The organism is Pseudomonas sp. PAMC 29040 (assembly GCF_003994535.1).
GTDB lineage: Bacteria > Pseudomonadota > Gammaproteobacteria > Pseudomonadales > Pseudomonadaceae > Aquipseudomonas > Aquipseudomonas paraversuta.
This window is the reverse complement of sequence record NZ_RZAA01000012.1, coordinates 71,569-88,972: the sequence shown is the minus strand read 5'-3', so window position 1 is coordinate 88,972 and position 17,404 is coordinate 71,569. Positions and strand designations below refer to the sequence as shown.

The 17,404-nt window shown below is 58.7% G+C and carries 15 protein-coding genes; 12 read left to right on the top strand and 3 right to left on the bottom strand.

Going from position 1 to position 17,404, the window contains the following annotated elements; translation table 11 throughout:
• The first annotated feature begins 165 nt into the window (after positions 1–165).
• The 7 genes from WG29040_RS20215 (at position 166) to WG29040_RS20185 (ending at position 8,940) form a co-directional block, all read left to right on the top strand.
• Complete coding sequence (locus tag WG29040_RS20215) at positions 166–1,764, top strand: ABC transporter substrate-binding protein (protein ID WP_003443782.1); 1,599 nt, start codon at positions 166–168, stop codon at positions 1,762–1,764.
• Between the two features lie 164 nt (positions 1,765–1,928).
• A complete protein-coding gene (locus WG29040_RS20210) occupies positions 1,929–3,296 on the top strand; it encodes an OprD family porin (protein ID WP_003443785.1) in 1,368 nt (455 codons plus the stop codon).
• Positions 3,297–3,382: 86 nt separating this feature from the next.
• Entirely contained in the window at positions 3,383–4,978 is a 1,596-nt protein-coding gene (locus WG29040_RS20205; RefSeq protein ID WP_127196789.1) for an ABC transporter substrate-binding protein, read from the top strand.
• Positions 4,979–5,054: 76 nt separating this feature from the next.
• A complete protein-coding gene (locus WG29040_RS20200; protein WP_003443789.1) occupies positions 5,055–6,065 on the top strand; it encodes an ABC transporter permease subunit in 1,011 nt (336 codons plus the stop codon).
• Positions 6,066–6,075: 10 nt separating this feature from the next.
• Positions 6,076–6,987 (top strand): ABC transporter permease subunit, encoded by a 912-nt coding sequence (locus tag WG29040_RS20195; RefSeq protein ID WP_003443791.1) that lies wholly within the window; start codon positions 6,076–6,078, stop codon positions 6,985–6,987.
• 10 nt (positions 6,988–6,997) lie between these two features.
• Positions 6,998–7,966, top strand: coding sequence for an ABC transporter ATP-binding protein (locus WG29040_RS20190; RefSeq protein ID WP_003443792.1), 969 nt, complete (start codon positions 6,998–7,000; stop codon positions 7,964–7,966).
• Entirely contained in the window at positions 7,966–8,940 is a 975-nt protein-coding gene (locus WG29040_RS20185; RefSeq protein WP_003443793.1) for a peptide ABC transporter ATP-binding protein, read from the top strand. The genes WG29040_RS20190 and WG29040_RS20185 overlap by 1 nt, the downstream gene beginning before the upstream one ends.
• Before the next feature lie 130 nt (positions 8,941–9,070).
• On the opposite strand, the gene WG29040_RS20180 is transcribed toward WG29040_RS20185, so the two are convergent.
• Together WG29040_RS20180 and WG29040_RS20175 are read right to left on the bottom strand one after the other, a co-directional pair.
• Positions 9,071–9,367 (bottom strand): hypothetical protein, encoded by a 297-nt coding sequence (locus tag WG29040_RS20180; RefSeq protein ID WP_127196788.1) that lies wholly within the window; start codon positions 9,365–9,367, stop codon positions 9,071–9,073.
• A gap of 210 nt (positions 9,368–9,577) precedes the next feature.
• The gene (locus WG29040_RS20175; protein ID WP_003443795.1) at positions 9,578–11,161 is read right to left on the bottom strand and encodes a peptide chain release factor 3; all 1,584 of its coding nucleotides are present in this window, start codon (positions 11,159–11,161) and stop codon (positions 9,578–9,580) included.
• 342 nt (positions 11,162–11,503) lie between these two features.
• Between WG29040_RS20175 and WG29040_RS20170 the strand changes: the two genes are divergently transcribed.
• The 5 genes from WG29040_RS20170 (at position 11,504) to WG29040_RS20150 (ending at position 16,581) form a co-directional block, all read left to right on the top strand.
• Positions 11,504–12,220 carry an ABC transporter permease gene (locus WG29040_RS20170; RefSeq protein WP_029612199.1) on the top strand — a complete coding sequence of 239 codons (717 nt, stop codon included), beginning with the start codon at positions 11,504–11,506 and terminating at the stop codon, positions 12,218–12,220.
• A gap of 25 nt (positions 12,221–12,245) precedes the next feature.
• Positions 12,246–13,148 carry a glycine betaine ABC transporter substrate-binding protein gene (locus WG29040_RS20165; RefSeq protein ID WP_003443797.1) on the top strand — a complete coding sequence of 301 codons (903 nt, stop codon included), beginning with the start codon at positions 12,246–12,248 and terminating at the stop codon, positions 13,146–13,148.
• Positions 13,149–13,163: 15 nt separating this feature from the next.
• The gene (locus WG29040_RS20160) at positions 13,164–13,817 is read left to right on the top strand and encodes an ABC transporter permease (protein ID WP_003443798.1); all 654 of its coding nucleotides are present in this window, start codon (positions 13,164–13,166) and stop codon (positions 13,815–13,817) included.
• On the top strand, positions 13,814–14,971 hold the full coding sequence (locus WG29040_RS20155) for a betaine/proline/choline family ABC transporter ATP-binding protein (protein WP_003443800.1): 1,158 nt from the start codon (positions 13,814–13,816) through the stop codon (positions 14,969–14,971). The genes WG29040_RS20160 and WG29040_RS20155 overlap by 4 nt, the downstream gene beginning before the upstream one ends.
• Before the next feature lie 446 nt (positions 14,972–15,417).
• Positions 15,418–16,581: a type III PLP-dependent enzyme gene (locus WG29040_RS20150; protein WP_003443803.1), complete on the top strand. Its 1,164-nt coding sequence runs from the start codon at positions 15,418–15,420 to the stop codon at positions 16,579–16,581.
• Positions 16,582–16,654: 73 nt separating this feature from the next.
• Here the strand turns inward: WG29040_RS20150 and WG29040_RS20145 are convergent, their stop codons facing one another.
• Positions 16,655–17,404 (bottom strand): tetratricopeptide repeat protein, encoded by a 750-nt coding sequence (locus WG29040_RS20145; RefSeq protein ID WP_127196787.1) that lies wholly within the window; start codon positions 17,402–17,404, stop codon positions 16,655–16,657.

Here is a 17,404-nt window from a genome sequence, read left to right as displayed (position 1 = left end):
TCAGGCCTGGCGCATTTACGGCTGCACGCCGACGTCCTAACGTCGAGGTACAGCAAGTTTATTGCGCAGGGTGCGGCTCTCTGGCTGATGCTACCGAACCACTGAACAGCCCAGCCCACGGCGCGCGTTCAGGGACCAAAAACAAAAAAAAGGATTGGGAACGCCATGCGCAACCCACTGGTTTTATCTGTGCTATTGAGCGCCGGCGTACTTGCCGGCAGCCCGCTCGCGAACGCCGCCAACAGCCTGGTGTTCTGCTCCGAAGGCAGCCCGGCCGGTTTTGATACTGCGCAATACACCACCGCCACCGACAACGACGCGGCCGAACCCATTTACAACCGCCTGGCCGAATTTGAAAAAGGCGGCACTGCTGCCGGTCCGGCGCTGGCCACCCGCTGGGATATTTCCGAAGACGGCCTGACCTACACCTTCCATCTGCGCGACGGGGTCAAGTTTCACACCACCAAATGGTTCACCCCGACCCGTGATTTCAATGCCGATGACGTGCTGTTCACCTTCAACCGCATGCTCAGCGCCGACCATCCCTTCCGTAAGGCCTACCCGACCGAATTCCCGTATTTCACCGGGATGAGCCTGGACAAGAACATCGCCAGCGTCGAAAAGACCGACCCGATGACCGTGGTCATGAAACTCAACTCGGTGGACGCGGCGTTCATCCAGAACCTGGCCATGAGCTTTGCCTCGATCCTGTCGGCCGAATACGCCGACCAGTTGCTCAAGACCGGCAAGCCCAGCGACATCAACCAGAAACCTGTGGGCACCGGGCCGTACGTATTTCAGCGCTATCAAAAAGACTCGAACATTCGCTACGCGGCCAACAAGGATTACTGGAAGCCGGACCAGGTCAAACTCGACAACCTGATTTTCTCGATCAACGTCGACGCGTCTGCGCGCATGCAAAAACTGCGTAAAAACGAATGTCAGGTTTCCCTTAGCCCGCGCCCTGCGGACGTGGCAGCCCTCAAGGCCGATCCCAAGCTGCAAGTCATCGAAAAGCCGGGCTTCAACCTGGGCTACATCGCCTACAACGTGCAACACAAGCCCTTCGACCAGCTGCAAGTGCGTCAGGCGCTGGACATGGCGGTAAACAAGGACGCCATCCTCAAGGCGGTTTACCAGGGCGCCGGGCAAAAAGCGGTCAACGCCATGCCGCCAACGCAGTGGTCCTATGACGAAACCATTGTCGACGCACCTTATAACCCCGAAAAAGCCAAAGAGCTGCTGAAGGCCGCAGGCGTCAAGGAAGGCACCGAAATCACCCTGTGGGCCATGCCCGTACAGCGCCCGTACAACCCGAACGCCAAACTCATGGCTGAAATGCTGCAGTCGGACTGGGGCAAGATCGGGCTCAAGGTCAAGATCGTCAGCTATGAATGGGGCGAGTACATCAAGCGCACCAAAAATGGCGAGCATGACATCAGCCTGATTGGCTGGACCGGTGACAACGGTGACCCGGACAACTGGCTCGGCACCCTGTACAGCTGCGATGCGATCGGCGGCAACAACTACTCCATGTGGTGCAACAAGGAGTACGACACCCTGGTCAAGAACGCCAAGATCGTTACCGATCGCGACCAGCGCACAGTGCTCTACAAACAGGCCCAGCAATTGATCAAGCAACAGGTGCCGATGACTCCGATAGCGCACTCGACGGTCAACCAGCCGCTCAGCGCCAAGGTGGAAGGCTTCCAGGTCAGCCCGTTTGGTCGTAACGCCTTCTCCGGCGTGAGTCTCAACGACTAACTGCTCCGATTCGCTACAACCTCGGCAGGCCACCTCCAGTGGCCCGCTGAAGTGTCGCCGATCGTGCGCAGCGCAAACGTTTGCAATGCTTCAAAACGTTCCACAACAGCCGATTCAAACAAAAAAGAACGGCAATAAAAAAAGAAAGCCAAGGAGCCTCAACCATGAAAGTCACAAGCAGCGCATTGTTAGCTTTATCCATCAGCGGCCTTGCCTCGATGGCAGTTGCTGAAGAATTCATCGCGACTGAACTTAAAACCGGCGCCAGTGCGCAAAGTGAAACCAAGGGTTTTGTTGAAGAGCAGACACTGGGCGGTACCACGCGTAACTGGTACGCCAACGAGCTCAAACGCCGTGATGACCGCTTTACCTACAACCACAATGGCACCCGGGAAACCACTCCGCGCCGGATCAACTGGGTACAGGGCACCATCATCGATTACCGGTCGGGGTTCACTGAGGGTACCGTCGGTTTCAGCACCCAGGTCGCGGCTTACAACGCCGTTGCCCTTGACCGCGACGCCAAGGACATCGCCGGACCGAACAACCGCACCCTGACCCACAGCGATGGTGATGCTGTCGGTCAATGGAGCAAGCTGGGCCTGGCCAACCTCAGCGCCCGCATCTCCAACACCACGCTGACCGTAGGCCGACAGAACTTCAGCAGCCCGACCATCGACGTGATCGGCAACCGCGCATTGCCTTCCAGCTTCCAGGGCGTGGGATTGCACAGTGAAGAGTTCAACAACCTGTCCTTCGACGCCGGCTCCTTCGATCGTGTATCGCCACGGACCGAGCAAAGCCTGAGCAAGTTCCGCAGTGAATACGGCGCCACCGGCGTAGAAACCGATCGCGCCAGTGTGGCCGGCCTTAACTACCAGCCGTTCAAAAATCTGAAAACCACGCTGTATGCCACCCACGTTGAAGATTTCTGGAACCAGTACTACTTCGGCGCCGTGCACGATATCGGTGACAGCGCCGTACTGGGCCTGAACACCAACTTCAACTACTACAAGACCCTCGACACCGGCAGCAAGGCCCTGGGCAACATCAACAACGACGCCTACAGCCTGGCCTTCGCCCTGAGCCACCAGGCTCATACCCTGTCGCTGTCATTCCAGCAAATCGTCGGTGACGAGTACTTCGACTACCTGCACGAAACCAACGGCATTTACCTGGCCAACTCCTTGCTCTCGGACTTCAACGGCCCGAACGAGAAATCGCTGCAACTGGCCTACAGCATCAACATGGCGCAGTACGGCATTCCGGGCCTGAAGTTCAACGCCTACCACGCCCGTGGCTGGGACATTGACGGTACCCATTACAAGGGCACCGCCTATGACGTCAAGAACATGGACGGCGAAACCCACTACGAGTACAGCGTTGGCACGTCTTATGCTATCCAGAGCGGACCACTCAAGGCCACCGCGATCCGCGCGACCTATACCACGCACCGCGCCAGCAAAAACCAGTCTGACGGCAACATCAACGAGTTCCGTCTGGTAACAACCATTCCATTCAACATCCTTTAATCACCCGATTAAAAAACAAGGTTACGGCTGATCCGGGCATCAGCCGTAACCCTCTAGCTGGTTCAAGCGATTGGAGAAGGGTTGCCATGAAAAGACTTCCACTACGCACCGCTCTTGCTGTGGCACTGCTCAGTACAGCGGTCAGTGTTTCGGCGAAAAACCTGGTGGTCTGCACCGAAGCCAGCCCGGAAGGGTTTGATATCGTTCAGTACACCACTGCCGTGACGGCCGACGCCGCTGCGGAAACCGTGCTCAACCGCCTGGTCGACTTCGCCCCCGGAACCACCGATGTAGAACCGGCCCTGGCCGAACGCTGGGACATCAGCCCCGACGGACTCGAATACACCTTCTACCTGCGCCCCGGCGTGAAGTTCCACAGCACCGACTATTTCAAACCGACCCGCACCCTCAATGCCGATGATGTGCTCTGGAGCTTTCAGCGCCAGCTGGACCCGAATCACCCGTGGCACAAACTTTCCCTGGTCGGCTACCCCTACTTTGAAAGCATGGGCTTTAAAGACCTGCTCAAGAGCGTCGACAAAGTTGACGACATGACCGTCAAGATCACCCTCAACCACGCCGAGTCGCCGTTTCTGCGGGACATCGCCATGCCGTTCAACTCTATCTACTCTGCCGAGTACGCCGACCAGTTGCTCAAGGCCGGTAAAACCGCAGAGCTGAACAGCAAGCCGATCGGCACCGGGCCGTTCATTTTTGTGCGCTACAACAAGGACGCACAGGTGCGCTTCAAAGCCAACCCGGATTACTTCCGTGGCAAGCCGCCCAGCGACGTACTGATCTTCGCCGTCACCACCGACAGCAACGTGCGCCTGCAGAAACTCAAGGCCAACGAGTGCCAGATCGCGCTGTACCCCAAGCCCGATGAAGTCAAAAACATCCGCAAGGACCCTAACCTCAAGGTGGATGAACTGGCCGCACTGATGACCAGTTACATCGCCATGAACTCCAGCCACAAATACCTCAGCGATGTGCGGGTGCGCAAAGCCATAGACATGGCCTTCGACAAACAGACCTACCTCAACACCGTGCACGGTGAAGGCAATGCTCTGGTTGCCATCAACCCCTACCCGCCCACCATGCTTGGCTTCAACAAGGACATGCAAAGCCCGCCCCGAGACCTGGACAAGGCCCGGGCGCTGCTCAAGGAAGCAGGCGTTCCCGAAGGCACGGTACTCACCCTCTTCACCCGCAATGGCGGGGGTCCGACCAATCCCAACCCGATGCTCGGAGCGCAGCTGTTACAGTCCGACCTGCAGAAGATCGGGATCAAACTCGACATCCGGGTCATGGAATGGGGCGAAATGCTCAAGCGTGCAAAAAGTGGCGAGCATGATCTGGTCTCCACCGGTTGGGGCGGAGATAACGGCGACCCGGACAACTTCCTGACCCCACTGCTCAGTTGCGAGGCGGCCAAAAACGGCGAAAACTACGCCCGCTGGTGCAGCAAGGACTTCGAAGCACTGATCACCAGGGCCCGCAACATCACTGAACCCGAGCAGCGCGCTGCACTCTATGAGCAGGCACAGGTGATATTCCATCAGGATCAACCCTGGATTAACGTGGTACACCCAATGCTCTTTACCGCCATGCGCAAAAACGTCGAGGGCTACATCCTTAGCCCCCTGACCAACAACAACTTCGCCACCACCCGGGTGAAGTAGAACAATAAAAACACCCGCCATTGCCCACCCGGGCTCTGGCGGACCTGCCTAACCGGCTGATGAGGTACACCACACGATGTTTAGTTTTATTGCCCGCCGAGTGGGGTTGTTGATACCCACTTTCTTCGGCATTACCTTGCTGACTTTTGCCCTGATCCGCATGATTCCGGGCGACCCGGTCGAAGTCATGATGGGTGAACGTCGGGTTGACCCTGAGATGCACGCCCAGGCCATGGAACGGCTTGGCCTGAACAAGCCGCTCTATGAGCAGTATTTCGACTACATCGGCAAGCTCGCCCACGGTGACCTGGGTGAATCACTGAGAACCCGTGAAAGTGTATGGACCGAGTTTTCAGCGCTGTTCCCGGCCACCCTTGAACTGTCGATGGCCGCGCTGTTGTTCGCCGGCATCCTCGGGCTTCTGGCAGGGGTCATTGCAGCACTCAAACGAGGCTCGCTATTTGACCACGGGGTGATGGGCATCTCCCTCGCGGGATATTCGATGCCCATCTTCTGGTGGGGCCTGATTCTGATCATGTTCTTCTCGGTAACCCTGGGCTGGACCCCGGTTTCCGGACGCATCGACCTGCTTTACGACATTGAGCCGAGAACCGGTTTCATGTTGATCGACACCCTGCTCAGCGACGAGCCAGAAGCTTTCTGGGACGCGCTGCACCACATGATTCTGCCGGCCATCGTGCTCGGCACCATTCCATTGGCCGTGATCGCCCGGATGACCCGTTCATCCATGCTCGAAGTGCTGCGCGAAGACTACATCCGCACGGCCCGCGCCAAAGGCTTGTCACCTGCCCGGGTCGTATTCGTGCACGGCCTGCGCAATGCGCTGATCCCGGTACTGACCGTCGTGGGTCTGCAAGTCGGCACCCTGCTGGCCGGCGCCGTCCTGACCGAAACCATCTTCTCCTGGCCCGGCATCGGCAAGTGGCTGATCGAAGCCATTGGTGCCCGGGACTATCCCGTGGTGCAAAACGGCATCCTGTTAATCGCCTGCCTGGTGATTCTGGTCAACTTCGTAGTGGACATCCTCTACGGCTTTGCCAACCCACGCATTCGCCACCAGCGCTGAGATTCTGACCATGAGTACATCGACCAACGCTACCGAAGTGGATCAAAGCCTGCTTTATCCCTCGCCTTACAAAGAATTCTGGCACGCCTTTTCCAGGAACAAAGGGGCCGTTGCCGGCCTGATGTTCATGTGCCTGATTGTGTTTTGCGCCCTGTTTGCCCCCTGGGTCGCACCCCATAACCCGAGTGAGCAATACCGCGACTTCCTGCTGACCCCGCCGGTGTGGCTGGAAGGCGGCCAATGGCAATTTCTGCTGGGCACCGACGAACTGGGCCGCGACCTGCTGTCACGCCTGATCGAAGGTTCGCGCCTGTCACTGCTGATCGGCTTGTCCTCGGTGGTCATTTCCCTGATCCCCGGCGTGATTCTGGGCCTGTTTGCCGGGTTCTTCCCGCGCATCCTCGGCCCGGGCATCATGCGTCTGATGGACATCATGCTGGCCCTGCCGTCCTTGCTGCTGGCGGTGGCAATCGTCGCCATCCTCGGCCCTGGCCTGATCAACACCGTGATCGCAATTGCCGTGGTTTCATTGCCGTCCTATGTGCGTCTGACCCGTGCTGCGGTGATGGGCGAACTGAACCGCGACTACGTGACCGCTGCCCGCCTGGCCGGTGCCAGCTTGCCGCGCCTGATGTTCGTCACCGTACTGCCCAACTGCATGGCTCCCCTGATCGTACAGGCCACCCTGAGCTTCTCCTCGGCGATTCTCGACGCTGCGGCTCTGGGCTTCCTCGGTTTGGGCGTACAACCGCCAACCCCTGAATGGGGCACCATGCTGGCCTCGGCCCGTGACTACATCGAACGCGCCTGGTGGGTCGTCAGTCTGCCCGGTTTGACCATTTTGCTCAGCGTGCTGGCAATCAACTTGATGGGCGACGGTCTGCGCGATGCGCTGGACCCGAAACTCAAGAACGCCGCCTGAGGAGATTCCCATGTCACTTTTAGAAATCAAGAATCTCAACGTCCGCTTTGGCGACGCCAAGGCTGTGCCTGTGGTCGACGGTTTGAGCCTGTCTGTGGATAAAGGCGAAGTTCTGGCCATTGTCGGCGAATCCGGTTCCGGTAAATCCGTGACCATGATGGCGCTGATGGGCCTGATCGAGCATCCGGGTATCGTCACTGCCGACGCGCTGAATTTCGACGGCAAAAACATGCTGACCCTCAGCGCCCGTCAACGCCGGAAAATCGTCGGCAAGGACATGGCCATGGTCTTCCAGGACCCGATGACCGCGCTCAATCCCAGCTACACCGTGGGTTTCCAGATCGAAGAAGTCCTGCGCCTGCACCTGAAGATGTCGAAGAAAGAAGCACGCAAACGCGCCATCGAGCTGCTGGAAAAGGTCGAAATTCCCGGCGCGGCCAGCCGCATGGAAGCCTACCCGCATCAACTTTCGGGCGGCATGAGCCAGCGCGTAGCCATCGCCATGGCGATTGCCGGCGAACCGAAACTGCTGATCGCCGACGAACCGACCACTGCGCTGGACGTGACCATTCAAGCCCAGATCATGGATTTGCTGCTCAATCTGCAACGTGAGCAAAACATGGGCCTGGTGCTGATCACTCACGACCTGGCGGTGGTTGCCGAAACCGCGCAACGGGTGTGCGTGATGTACGCCGGCCAGGCGGTCGAAGTCGGTAGCGTGCCAGGGTTGTTTGACGTACCGGCTCACCCTTACAGCGAAGCCCTGCTGGCGGCGATCCCGGAACACAGCATGGGGGCTTCCCGTCTGGCGACCTTGCCCGGCATCGTGCCGGGGCGTTACGACCGTCCCCAGGGCTGCCTGCTGTCGCCGCGCTGCCCTTATGTACAAGACACCTGCCGCCAGCAACGTCCGGCGCTGGAGCCCAGAGCTCACAGCCAGGTACGCTGCTTCTTCCCCTTGAACCAGGAGGTGGCGTAATGACTGTCGTTCTTACCGCCCGTGACCTCACCCGTCACTACGAAGTGTCCCGCGGCATGTTCAAGGGCCACGCCCTGGTACGCGCCCTCAACGGCGTATCCTTTGAACTGGAGGCAGGCAAAACCCTCGCCGTGGTTGGCGAGTCCGGGTGCGGAAAATCCACCCTGGCCCGCGCCCTGACCCTGATCGAAGAGCCGTCTTCAGGTTCGCTGAAAATCGCCGGCCAGGAAGTCGCCGGGGCCAACAAGGCTGAACGCAAGCAACTGCGCAAAGACGTTCAGATGGTGTTCCAGAGCCCTTACGCCTCGCTCAACCCGCGGCAAAAGGTCGGTGATCAGTTGGCCGAGCCGTTACTGATCAACACCAGCCTGAGCGCCAGCGAACGCCGCGATAAAGTGCAGGCGATGATGAAGCAAGTGGGTTTGCGCCCTGAGCATTACCATCGCTACCCGCACATGTTCTCGGGTGGCCAGCGCCAGCGGATCGCCCTGGCGCGCGCCATGATGCTGCAACCGAAGGTGCTGGTGGCCGACGAACCGACCTCCGCCCTCGACGTATCGATTCAGGCGCAGGTGCTCAACCTGTTCATGGATTTGCAGCAGGAGTTCAACACCGCCTACGTGTTCATCTCCCACAACCTGGCGGTGGTCAGGCATGTCGCCGATCAGGTCCTGGTGATGTACCTCGGCCGCCCGGTAGAAATGGGGCCCAAGGAGGAGATCTACACCCGCCCGTTGCACCCCTATACCCAGGCGCTGCTGTCGGCCACACCGACCATCCACCCGGACCCGAACAAGCCGAAAATCAAAATCGTCGGCGAGTTGCCCAACCCGTTGAACCCGCCGTCGGGCTGCGCCTTCCACAAGCGCTGCCCCTATGCGACCGAGCTGTGCAGTACAGAGGAACCTGCCCTGCGCCTGCTGGACAACCGCCAGGTTGCCTGCCATCACGCGGAGCAGTTCTTGAGCGTTTAACACCGACAAACAACCTGTGGGAGCCGGGCATCCTTATCGCTGGCAAGCCAGCTCCCACGGGCCATGTAACATCCAGCTCCTGTATCCTGTCACCGGGCCGGGGAGCAGGGACAAAGCCGGATTCTGACTGTCAGGACTGGCTGTCCCCCTCGTCGCCTTCATCACCGTTGTCACCGTTGTCGCCACCGCCATCCGCGCCGCCATCACCGTCCGTTTGATCATCATCCCCCGAACTGCCACCCTGCCCCTGATCACCAGGTTCAGAGTCAGACTTGTAGATGGCATGCACCATGGGGCCAGCGACACCAGTGGCCGAAGCCCCGACTCCCGGAAGCGTCAGCGGATTGCTCGCCCATGCGGCTGAAGCACTCACCGTCAGCAAGACCAATACTTTGAGCAACAACACCATGCGTTGAAAAAGCCTCATCGCGAACTCCACCTTGTCGTAGGAAAGATACGATTTAAACCTAGTCCGCCTGCGGCGCTTTTTCCCGAAAAGCTTTTACCCGCAATAGATCTATTTGGACTTACCCGACCGAAATTGTTATGGGCTTTTGTAACCCGAGGTTCGAGGATTTACGGGCAAAAAAAAGCGAAGCCCGCAGGCTTCGCTTTTTTAACCAGAACCCCGTAGCTCTTAGTGATGCTCACGGGTGGCGCGGAATTTCACATCTGGCCAGCGCTCTTCCATCAACGCCAGGTTAACCCGGGTCGGCGCCAGGTAGGTCAGGTGACCACCGCCGTCAATCGCCAGGTTTTCCACTGCCTTGATCTTGAACTCCTCAAGCTTCTTCTTATCGTCGCAATCAATCCAGCGCGCCGAGTACACGGTGATCGGCTCATAGGAGCATTCCACCTTGTATTCGCCTTTCAGACGGCTGGCGACCACGTCGAACTGCAGCACACCAACGGCACCCAGAATGATGTCGTTGCTGCGCTCCGGGAAGAACACCTGGGTGGCGCCCTCTTCGGCCAGTTGCTGCAACCCCTGACGCAGCTGCTTGGATTTGAGCGGATCGCGCAGACGGACCCGACGGAACAGCTCCGGGGCGAAGTGCGGAATACCGGTAAAGCTCAGGCTTTCACCTTCGGTGAAGGTGTCACCGATCTGGATCGTGCCGTGGTTGTGCAAGCCGATGATGTCTCCGGCAAACGCCTCTTCCAGCTGTTCACGCTCGGAAGAGAAGAACGTCAGGGCGTCGCCGATACGGATGTCTTTGCCGGTGCGCACGTGGCGCATTTTCATGCCCTTTTCGTATTTGCCCGAGCAGATACGCATAAAAGCGATACGGTCACGGTGCTTGGGATCCATGTTCGCCTGGATCTTGAACACGAAGCCACTGAACTTCTCTTCAGTCGGCTCCACCGTGCGCTCGTTGGCCACCCGGGGCAACGGCTCCGGAGTCCAGTTGACCACCGCGTCGAGCACGTGATCGACACCAAAGTTGCCCAGTGCCGTACCGAAGAACACCGGTGTCAGCTGGCCGTCGAGGAACTCCTGCTGGTTGAATTCATGGCAGGCACCCTGGACCAGCTCCAGCTGGTCGACAAAGCGCTGGTACTCGTCACCCAGGTGCGCACGGGCCTCATCGGAGTCGAGCTTCTCGATGATTTTGGTTTCAGTGCGCTCATGACCATGACCGGCGGTGTAGACAATGATGTAGTCATCGGCCAGGTGGTAAACACCCTTGAAATCGCGGTAGCAACCAATCGGCCAGGTGATCGGCGCGGCCTTGATCTTGAGGACAGCTTCAATCTCGTCCAGCAACTCGATCGGGTCACGGATATCGCGGTCGAGTTTGTTGATAAAGCTGACGATTGGCGTGTCCCGCAGACGACAAACGTCCATCAGGGCGATGGTCCGGGGCTCAACACCTTTACCGCCATCGAGCACCATCAAGGCCGAGTCGACCGCGGTCAGGGTGCGGTAAGTATCTTCCGAGAAGTCTTCGTGGCCCGGGGTGTCGAGCAGGTTGATCATGTGGTCGCGATACGGGAACTGCATGACCGACGTGGTAATCGAAATACCCCGTTGCTTCTCCATTTCCATCCAGTCGGAGGTGGCATGGCGGTCGGACTTTCGCGATTTCACCGTACCGGCGATCGCAATCGCCTTACCCATCAGCAACAGCTTTTCGGTGATGGTGGTCTTACCCGCATCGGGGTGGGAAATAATGGCGAAAGTGCGGCGTTTCGCGACTTCGGCGGCCTGGTTGGTCATGGGAAATCGCCTGACGATTGATTCAAAAAAGGGCGCGGATTATAGCTCAAATTAGGCCCATGCAGCCACCGTTGGTGCCATGGCTCGTCGGACAAGGGTGGCAATCTGCCGTAAAAAATGTGAACCTTTTGTGCAGTGGAGGCGTCCACTCTCCTGATACGACAAACCGTCAGGTGCTGAAATATCAGCAAGTTAGCCTGACGAGGCTGCGCTAATGACAGGTGATGGCGGCGCTTTTTCGCCCCCCACCCGTTGCTCTTCGCGAACTCATCGTCGGCAGCCAGGAATGGCATTGCCACACGACAATGTGTTCGCCGACCAAGAAAAAAAAGGAGTCCGCCTGTGGCTAATCGCTATGGAAAAGGGCTTATAGGAGGTGTGATTGTTCTCGCACTCCTGGCCCTGTTGGTCCACTGGATCGGCATCAGCACTATCGAACACTATCAAGATGATCTGTTGTTCTACCTGCAAGCCCATCTGTACCTCGTACTCGTTTCAATGTTTGCCGCCCTCCTTGTAGGGATCCCCGCGGGCATTTTCCTCAGCCGACCAAGTATGGCCGGACGTGCGGAACGCTTCATGCAAGTCTTCAACATCGGCAACACCGTGCCACCGCTGGCCGTACTGGCCATTGCGCTTGGCTTTCTGGGGATCGGTAGCGGCCCTGCCATCTTCGCCCTGTTTCTCGCCTCGTTGCTGCCCATTGTGCGCAACACCTATGAAGGCCTGAAAAACGTTCAGGGTTCACTCAAAGAAGCCGCCGTCGGCATCGGCATGACCCCGCGCCAAGTGCTGTGGCGAGTCGAAATGCCCAACGCCGTGCCCATCATCATGGGTGGCGTAAGGGTCGCACTGGCGATCAACGTCGGCACCGCCCCCCTGGCGTTCCTGATTGGCGCCAACAGCCTGGGCAGCCTGATTTTCCCTGGTATCGCCCTCAATAATCAGCCGCAACTCATCCTCGGCGCAGCCTGTACCGCGCTGCTGGCATTGCTGCTCGACGGCCTGGTGATCTTCATCAGCCGCCGCTGGCTGGAACGCGGTCTACGACCTGCATAAGGTCTGGCTGAGCAAAGGAATACGCATGAAAAAATTAAGCTTGTTTTTAGGCTGCATCCTGCTGTTCGCAGGAATTGCCCAGGCCGCAGAAAAACCCCTGGTCCGGATTGGGGCGCGGGTTTTTACCGAGCAAACCCTGCTCGCTGAAATCACCTCGCAATACCTCAAGAGCAAGGGCTACAACGCTCAGGTAACCGGCGGGCTGGGCAGCAGCCTGGCGCGCAGCGCCCAGGAGTCCGGGCAGCTGGACCTGATCTGGGAATACACCGGCGTGTCACTGGTGGCCTATAACCACGTGACCGAAAAACTCGACAGCGAGCAATCCTTCGAGCGGGTCAAAGAGCTCGACGGTAAAAAAGGCCTGGTCTGGCTGCACCCGTCCAAGTTCAGCAACACCTATGCCCTGGCGCTGCCAGAAAACGTGGCCAAGGAACACCCGGAAATCAACAGCATCAGCGATCTGAACAAGGCCCTGCGCGACCCGGCGAATAAAGGCGCCCTGGTCTCACTGGATACCGAGTTCGCCAATCGCTCCGACGGGTTGATCGGCATGGCCGAGCTGTATGACATGGACCTGACCCGCAAAAACATCCGGCAAATGGACGCTGGCCTGGTCTATACCTCGCTGAAAAACGGCCAGGTGTTTGCAGGGCTGGTCTACACCACTGACGGTCGCCTGAGCGCTTTCAACCTCAAGTTGCTCGACGACGACAAGCATTACTTCCCGGATTACACCGCCGCTCCCGTAGTACGCAAAGCCTACCTGGACCAGCACCCGGATCTGGCTGACCTGCTCAAGCCACTGGCGGATCTGTTTGACGACGAAACCATGCGCCAACTCAACGCCCGGGTCGACGTCGACCACGAAAGCCCGTCCAAGGTGGCCGCAGACTTCCTGCGCCAGCACCCACAGCTTTTAGCTAACTGACCCGGAGGAAAAGACATGGAATTTCTAAACGCCTTTTCCAACATGGACTGGAATCAGGTCATGCACCTGACCCTGCAACACATTGCTCTGGTCGGGATCGCCGTGACCCTGGCCATTGTGGTTGGCGTACCGCTGGGCGTACTGATGACGCGCTTCCCGTCACTGGCCGGCCCCATGCAGGCCAGCGCCACCGTGTTGCTGACCATCCCCTCGATTGCCCTGTTCGGCCTGCTGCTGCCGTTCTATTCCAAGTTCGGCCAGGGCCTGGGCCCGATGCCCGCCATCACCGCCGTGTTCCTGTACTCATTGCTGCCGATCATGCGTAACACCTTCCTTGCCCTGACCGGCGTGGAACCGGGCATACGTGAAGCCGCCCGCGGTATCGGCATGACCTTCGCCCAGCGCCTGCGCATGGTTGAACTGCCGATCGCGGTACCGGTGATCCTGGCCGGTGTGCGCACCGCCGTGGTGATGAACATTGGTGTAATGACGATTGCCGCCACCATCGGTGCCGGCGGTCTGGGTGTACTTATTCTTGCTGCAATCAGCCGTAGCGACATGTCGATGCTGATCGTCGGCGCGGTACTGGTCAGTCTTCTGGCCATCTTCGCCGACCTGCTTTTGCAATGGCTGCAACGCACGCTGACTCCAAAAGGATTACTCAAATGATCGAACTTCAAAACCTCAGCAAGACCTTCCAAAGCAACGGCAAAGATGTAAAAGCCGTGGACTCGGTAAGCCTGACCGTCAACGAAGGCGAAATCTGCGTGTTCCTCGGGCCTTCGGGTTGCGGTAAAAGCACCACGCTGAAAATGATCAACCGCCTGATCAAGCCAACCTCCGGCAAGATCCTGATCAACGGCGAAGACACCACCGACCTCGACCCGGTCACCCTGCGCCGCAATATCGGTTATGTGATCCAGCAGATCGGTCTGTTCCCCAACATGACCATCGAGGAGAACATCACCATCGTTCCGCGCCTGCTGGGCTGGGACAAGCAAAAGTGCCATGACCGTGCCCGTGAACTGATGAGCATGATCAAGCTCGAGCCCAAGCAGTACCTGACCCGCTACCCCCGTGAACTGTCGGGTGGCCAGCAACAGCGCATCGGCGTGATTCGCGCCTTGGCCGCCGACGCACCGCTGCTATTAATGGATGAGCCGTTCGGCGCGGTCGACCCGATCAACCGCGAAATGATCCAGAACGAATTCTTCGAGATGCAGCGCGCGCTGAACAAGACCGTGATCATGGTCAGCCACGACATTGACGAAGCGATCAAGCTGGGCGACAAAATCGCCATCTTCCGCGGCGGCAAGCTGCTGCAGATGGATCACCCGGACACTCTGCTCGCCCACCCGGCCGACGACTTTGTCAGCAACTTTGTCGGTCAGGACAGCACCCTCAAGCGCCTGTTGCTGGTCAAGGCTGAAGACGCGGCCGACAACGCGCCGTCGGTCAGCCCGGAGACACCGGTGGCCGAAGCACTGGAACTGATGGACGAGCTGGACCGTCGCTACGTCGTCGTCACCTGTGCCGACAACAAAGCCCTGGGCTATGTGCGCCGTCGCGACCTGCATCGCCAGACCGGCACTTGCGGCCAGTACCTGCGCGAGTTCACCGCCACTGCAGCCTCCGACGAACACTTGCGCATCCTGCTGTCGCGCATGTACGAGTTCAACCGCTCATGGTTGCCGGTAATGGATGCCGAACGGGTATTCCTCGGTGAAGTGACCCAGGAATCCATCGCTGCCTACTTGAGCTCCGGCCGCTCCCGCGGGGCCAAGACCAGCATTGTTTCACCGGCTGATATGGCCACTGCCTAGATAACCGATCCTGCGGGAGCCTGGCTTGGCGGCGATGCAAACTACGCGGTTTTACTGACAGACCGTGCAGATACCATCGCTGGCAAGCCAGGCTCCCGCAGCAGGGCACAACTCATCTCTCCCCTTCAAATCCCCTTCTGCGGGAACATCACACTGTCATCAAGGTCGGTTACTTAAATAGCCGAAATTGAACCCCCGACGAATTCGTGCACATACGCGACATTTTTAGTTGATCAAAGGGGAATCACGCCCTAAAGTTCGCGCCGAACATCCATGCTGGAAACGATCCATCCGGCTCAAGTACTGACGACGAGACAGCAAGGTCCATTTACCTTTTTTGCTTTCGGCGGACATGCCTTGGGAAGTAGGCGAACCAAAGTGGGGATACGGAGGATGTTCAGTTGCACCCATTTATCTATGACGTTTGCCACTTGGAGTCCCTCCTCATGTCGATTCAGGTCGAAGACTATTACGCGCGCGAAACCTTCAACAAAATGAAGGCTTTTGCCGACACCCAGGAAACCCCGTTCGTGGTGATCGACACCGCCATGATCAGCAAGGCTTACGATGACCTGCGCGCAGGTTTCGAGTTCGCCAAGGTGTACTACGCGGTCAAGGCCAACCCGGCAGTCGAAATCATCGACCTGCTGCGCGACAAGGGCTCAAGCTTCGACATCGCGTCGATCTATGAACTGGACAAAGTGATGGATCGGGGCGTTTCCCCGGATCGCATCAGCTACGGCAACACCATCAAGAAGTCCAAGGACATCCGCTACTTCTACGAGAAGGGCGTGCGCCTGTTTTCCACCGACTCCGAAGCTGACCTGCGCAACATCGCCAAGGCCGCCCCGGGTTCGAAAATCTACGTGCGCATCCTCACCGAAGGCTCGACTACGGCTGACTGGCCACTGTCGCGCAAATTCGGCTGCCAGACCGATATGGCCATGGATCTGTTGATCCTTGCCCGCGATCTGGGCCTGGTGCCTTACGGCATTTCGTTCCACGTGGGCTCGCAGCAACGGGACATCAGCGTGTGGGACGCGGCGATTGCCAAGGTCAAAGTGATCTTCGAGCGCCTCAAGGAAGAAGACGGCATTGTTCTCAAGCTGATCAACATGGGCGGCGGCTTCCCGGCCAACTACATCACCCGCACCAACAGCCTGGAAACCTACGCTGAAGAGATCATCCGTTTCCTCAAGGAAGACTTCGGTGACGAACTGCCGGAAATCATCCTTGAGCCTGGCCGTTCGCTGATTGCCAACGCCGGGATCCTGGTCAGTGAAGTGGTGCTGGTTGCGCGTAAATCCCGTACCGCTGTCGAGCGCTGGGTTTACACCGATGTGGGCAAATTCTCGGGCCTGATCGAAACCATGGACGAAGCCATCAAGTTTCCGATCTGGACTGAAAAGAAAGGCGAGATGGAAGAAGTGGTCATCGCCGGCCCGACCTGCGACAGCGCCGACATCATGTATGAAAACTACAAATACGGCCTGCCACTGAACCTGGCGATCGGTGACCGCCTGTACTGGCTGTCCACCGGTGCTTACACCACCAGCTACAGCGCAGTTGAATTCAATGGCTTTCCGCCGCTGAAATCCTTCTACCTGTAAACGCAGCCCCTAAAAAACCCATGACCTGTCATGGGTTTTTTTATGCCCGCAGCCTGTAGCCGCGAGCTCGCGCCTACAGAATCTCGGCTGCCCGCTGCTGGTAAGCCGTGGCCAATGCCCGGATCTGCGGGTGCCCGGCATTCAATAAGGTCAGGGCTGCGACCTTGAGAAATTTAAGATTGCCCCCCGCCAACGCGCGCTCAAACCAGATCAACGCCTGATCGATTTCCCCCGACTCGGCCAGCACCGAGGCGTGGCTGAACTGCCCACGAAAGTCCCCCGCTTCAGCCGAGCGCCGGTACCACAGGCATGCTGCCTCTTGATCGGCAGGGCAATGCACACCCTCCTCCAGATAACGCCCCAGCAAGTTCATGGATTTGGCGTGCCCCAACTGCGCCGCCCGACGGTAATAAAACTGAGCCGTGATCTGGTCTTCAGCCACGCCGCGCCCGGTGGCCAGCAAGTTGGCGTAGTTGTACATCGCCCAGTCCAGCCCGGCTTCAGCCGCCTGGCGATACTCCAGGCTGGCCAGGGTCCAGTCCACAGGCCCGCCCCAGCCCAGTTCCCAGCAGCGCCCCAACATGTTGCGCGCCATCAGGTGATCAGCATTGGCGGCAATCTGAAACCAGCGTCTGGCCAGCACCGGATCACGCTCAATCCCCTGCCCGTCCAGCAGAATCTGCCCCAGCAAGGCCTGACCGTCGACGATGCCCTGGCGGGCCGCGAGCAAAATCGCCTGCGCTGCCCGCGCCGGGTTTTCAGCGAGCATGGCTTTGAGCTGCTCACCGTCGAGTACTTCTTCACGACGCAGTTGAAATGGCAT

Coding starts and splice junctions, on each gene's coding strand:
- WG29040_RS20215 (WP_003443782.1), top strand. CDS start 166: ATGCGCAACCCACTGGTTTTATCTGTGCTATTGAGCGCCGGCGTACTT.
- WG29040_RS20210 (WP_003443785.1), top strand. CDS start 1,929: ATGAAAGTCACAAGCAGCGCATTGTTAGCTTTATCCATCAGCGGCCTT.
- WG29040_RS20205 (WP_127196789.1), top strand. CDS start 3,383: ATGAAAAGACTTCCACTACGCACCGCTCTTGCTGTGGCACTGCTCAGT.
- WG29040_RS20200 (WP_003443789.1), top strand. CDS start 5,055: ATGTTTAGTTTTATTGCCCGCCGAGTGGGGTTGTTGATACCCACTTTC.
- WG29040_RS20195 (WP_003443791.1), top strand. CDS start 6,076: ATGAGTACATCGACCAACGCTACCGAAGTGGATCAAAGCCTGCTTTAT.
- WG29040_RS20190 (WP_003443792.1), top strand. CDS start 6,998: ATGTCACTTTTAGAAATCAAGAATCTCAACGTCCGCTTTGGCGACGCC.
- WG29040_RS20185 (WP_003443793.1), top strand. CDS start 7,966: ATGACTGTCGTTCTTACCGCCCGTGACCTCACCCGTCACTACGAAGTG.
- WG29040_RS20180 (WP_127196788.1), bottom strand. CDS start 9,367: ATGAGGCTTTTTCAACGCATGGTGTTGTTGCTCAAAGTATTGGTCTTG.
- WG29040_RS20175 (WP_003443795.1), bottom strand. CDS start 11,161: ATGACCAACCAGGCCGCCGAAGTCGCGAAACGCCGCACTTTCGCCATT.
- WG29040_RS20165 (WP_003443797.1), top strand. CDS start 12,246: ATGAAAAAATTAAGCTTGTTTTTAGGCTGCATCCTGCTGTTCGCAGGA.
- WG29040_RS20160 (WP_003443798.1), top strand. CDS start 13,164: ATGGAATTTCTAAACGCCTTTTCCAACATGGACTGGAATCAGGTCATG.
- WG29040_RS20155 (WP_003443800.1), top strand. CDS start 13,814: ATGATCGAACTTCAAAACCTCAGCAAGACCTTCCAAAGCAACGGCAAA.
- WG29040_RS20150 (WP_003443803.1), top strand. CDS start 15,418: ATGTCGATTCAGGTCGAAGACTATTACGCGCGCGAAACCTTCAACAAA.
- WG29040_RS20145 (WP_127196787.1), bottom strand. CDS start 17,404: ATGCCATTTCAACTGCGTCGTGAAGAAGTACTCGACGGTGAGCAGCTC.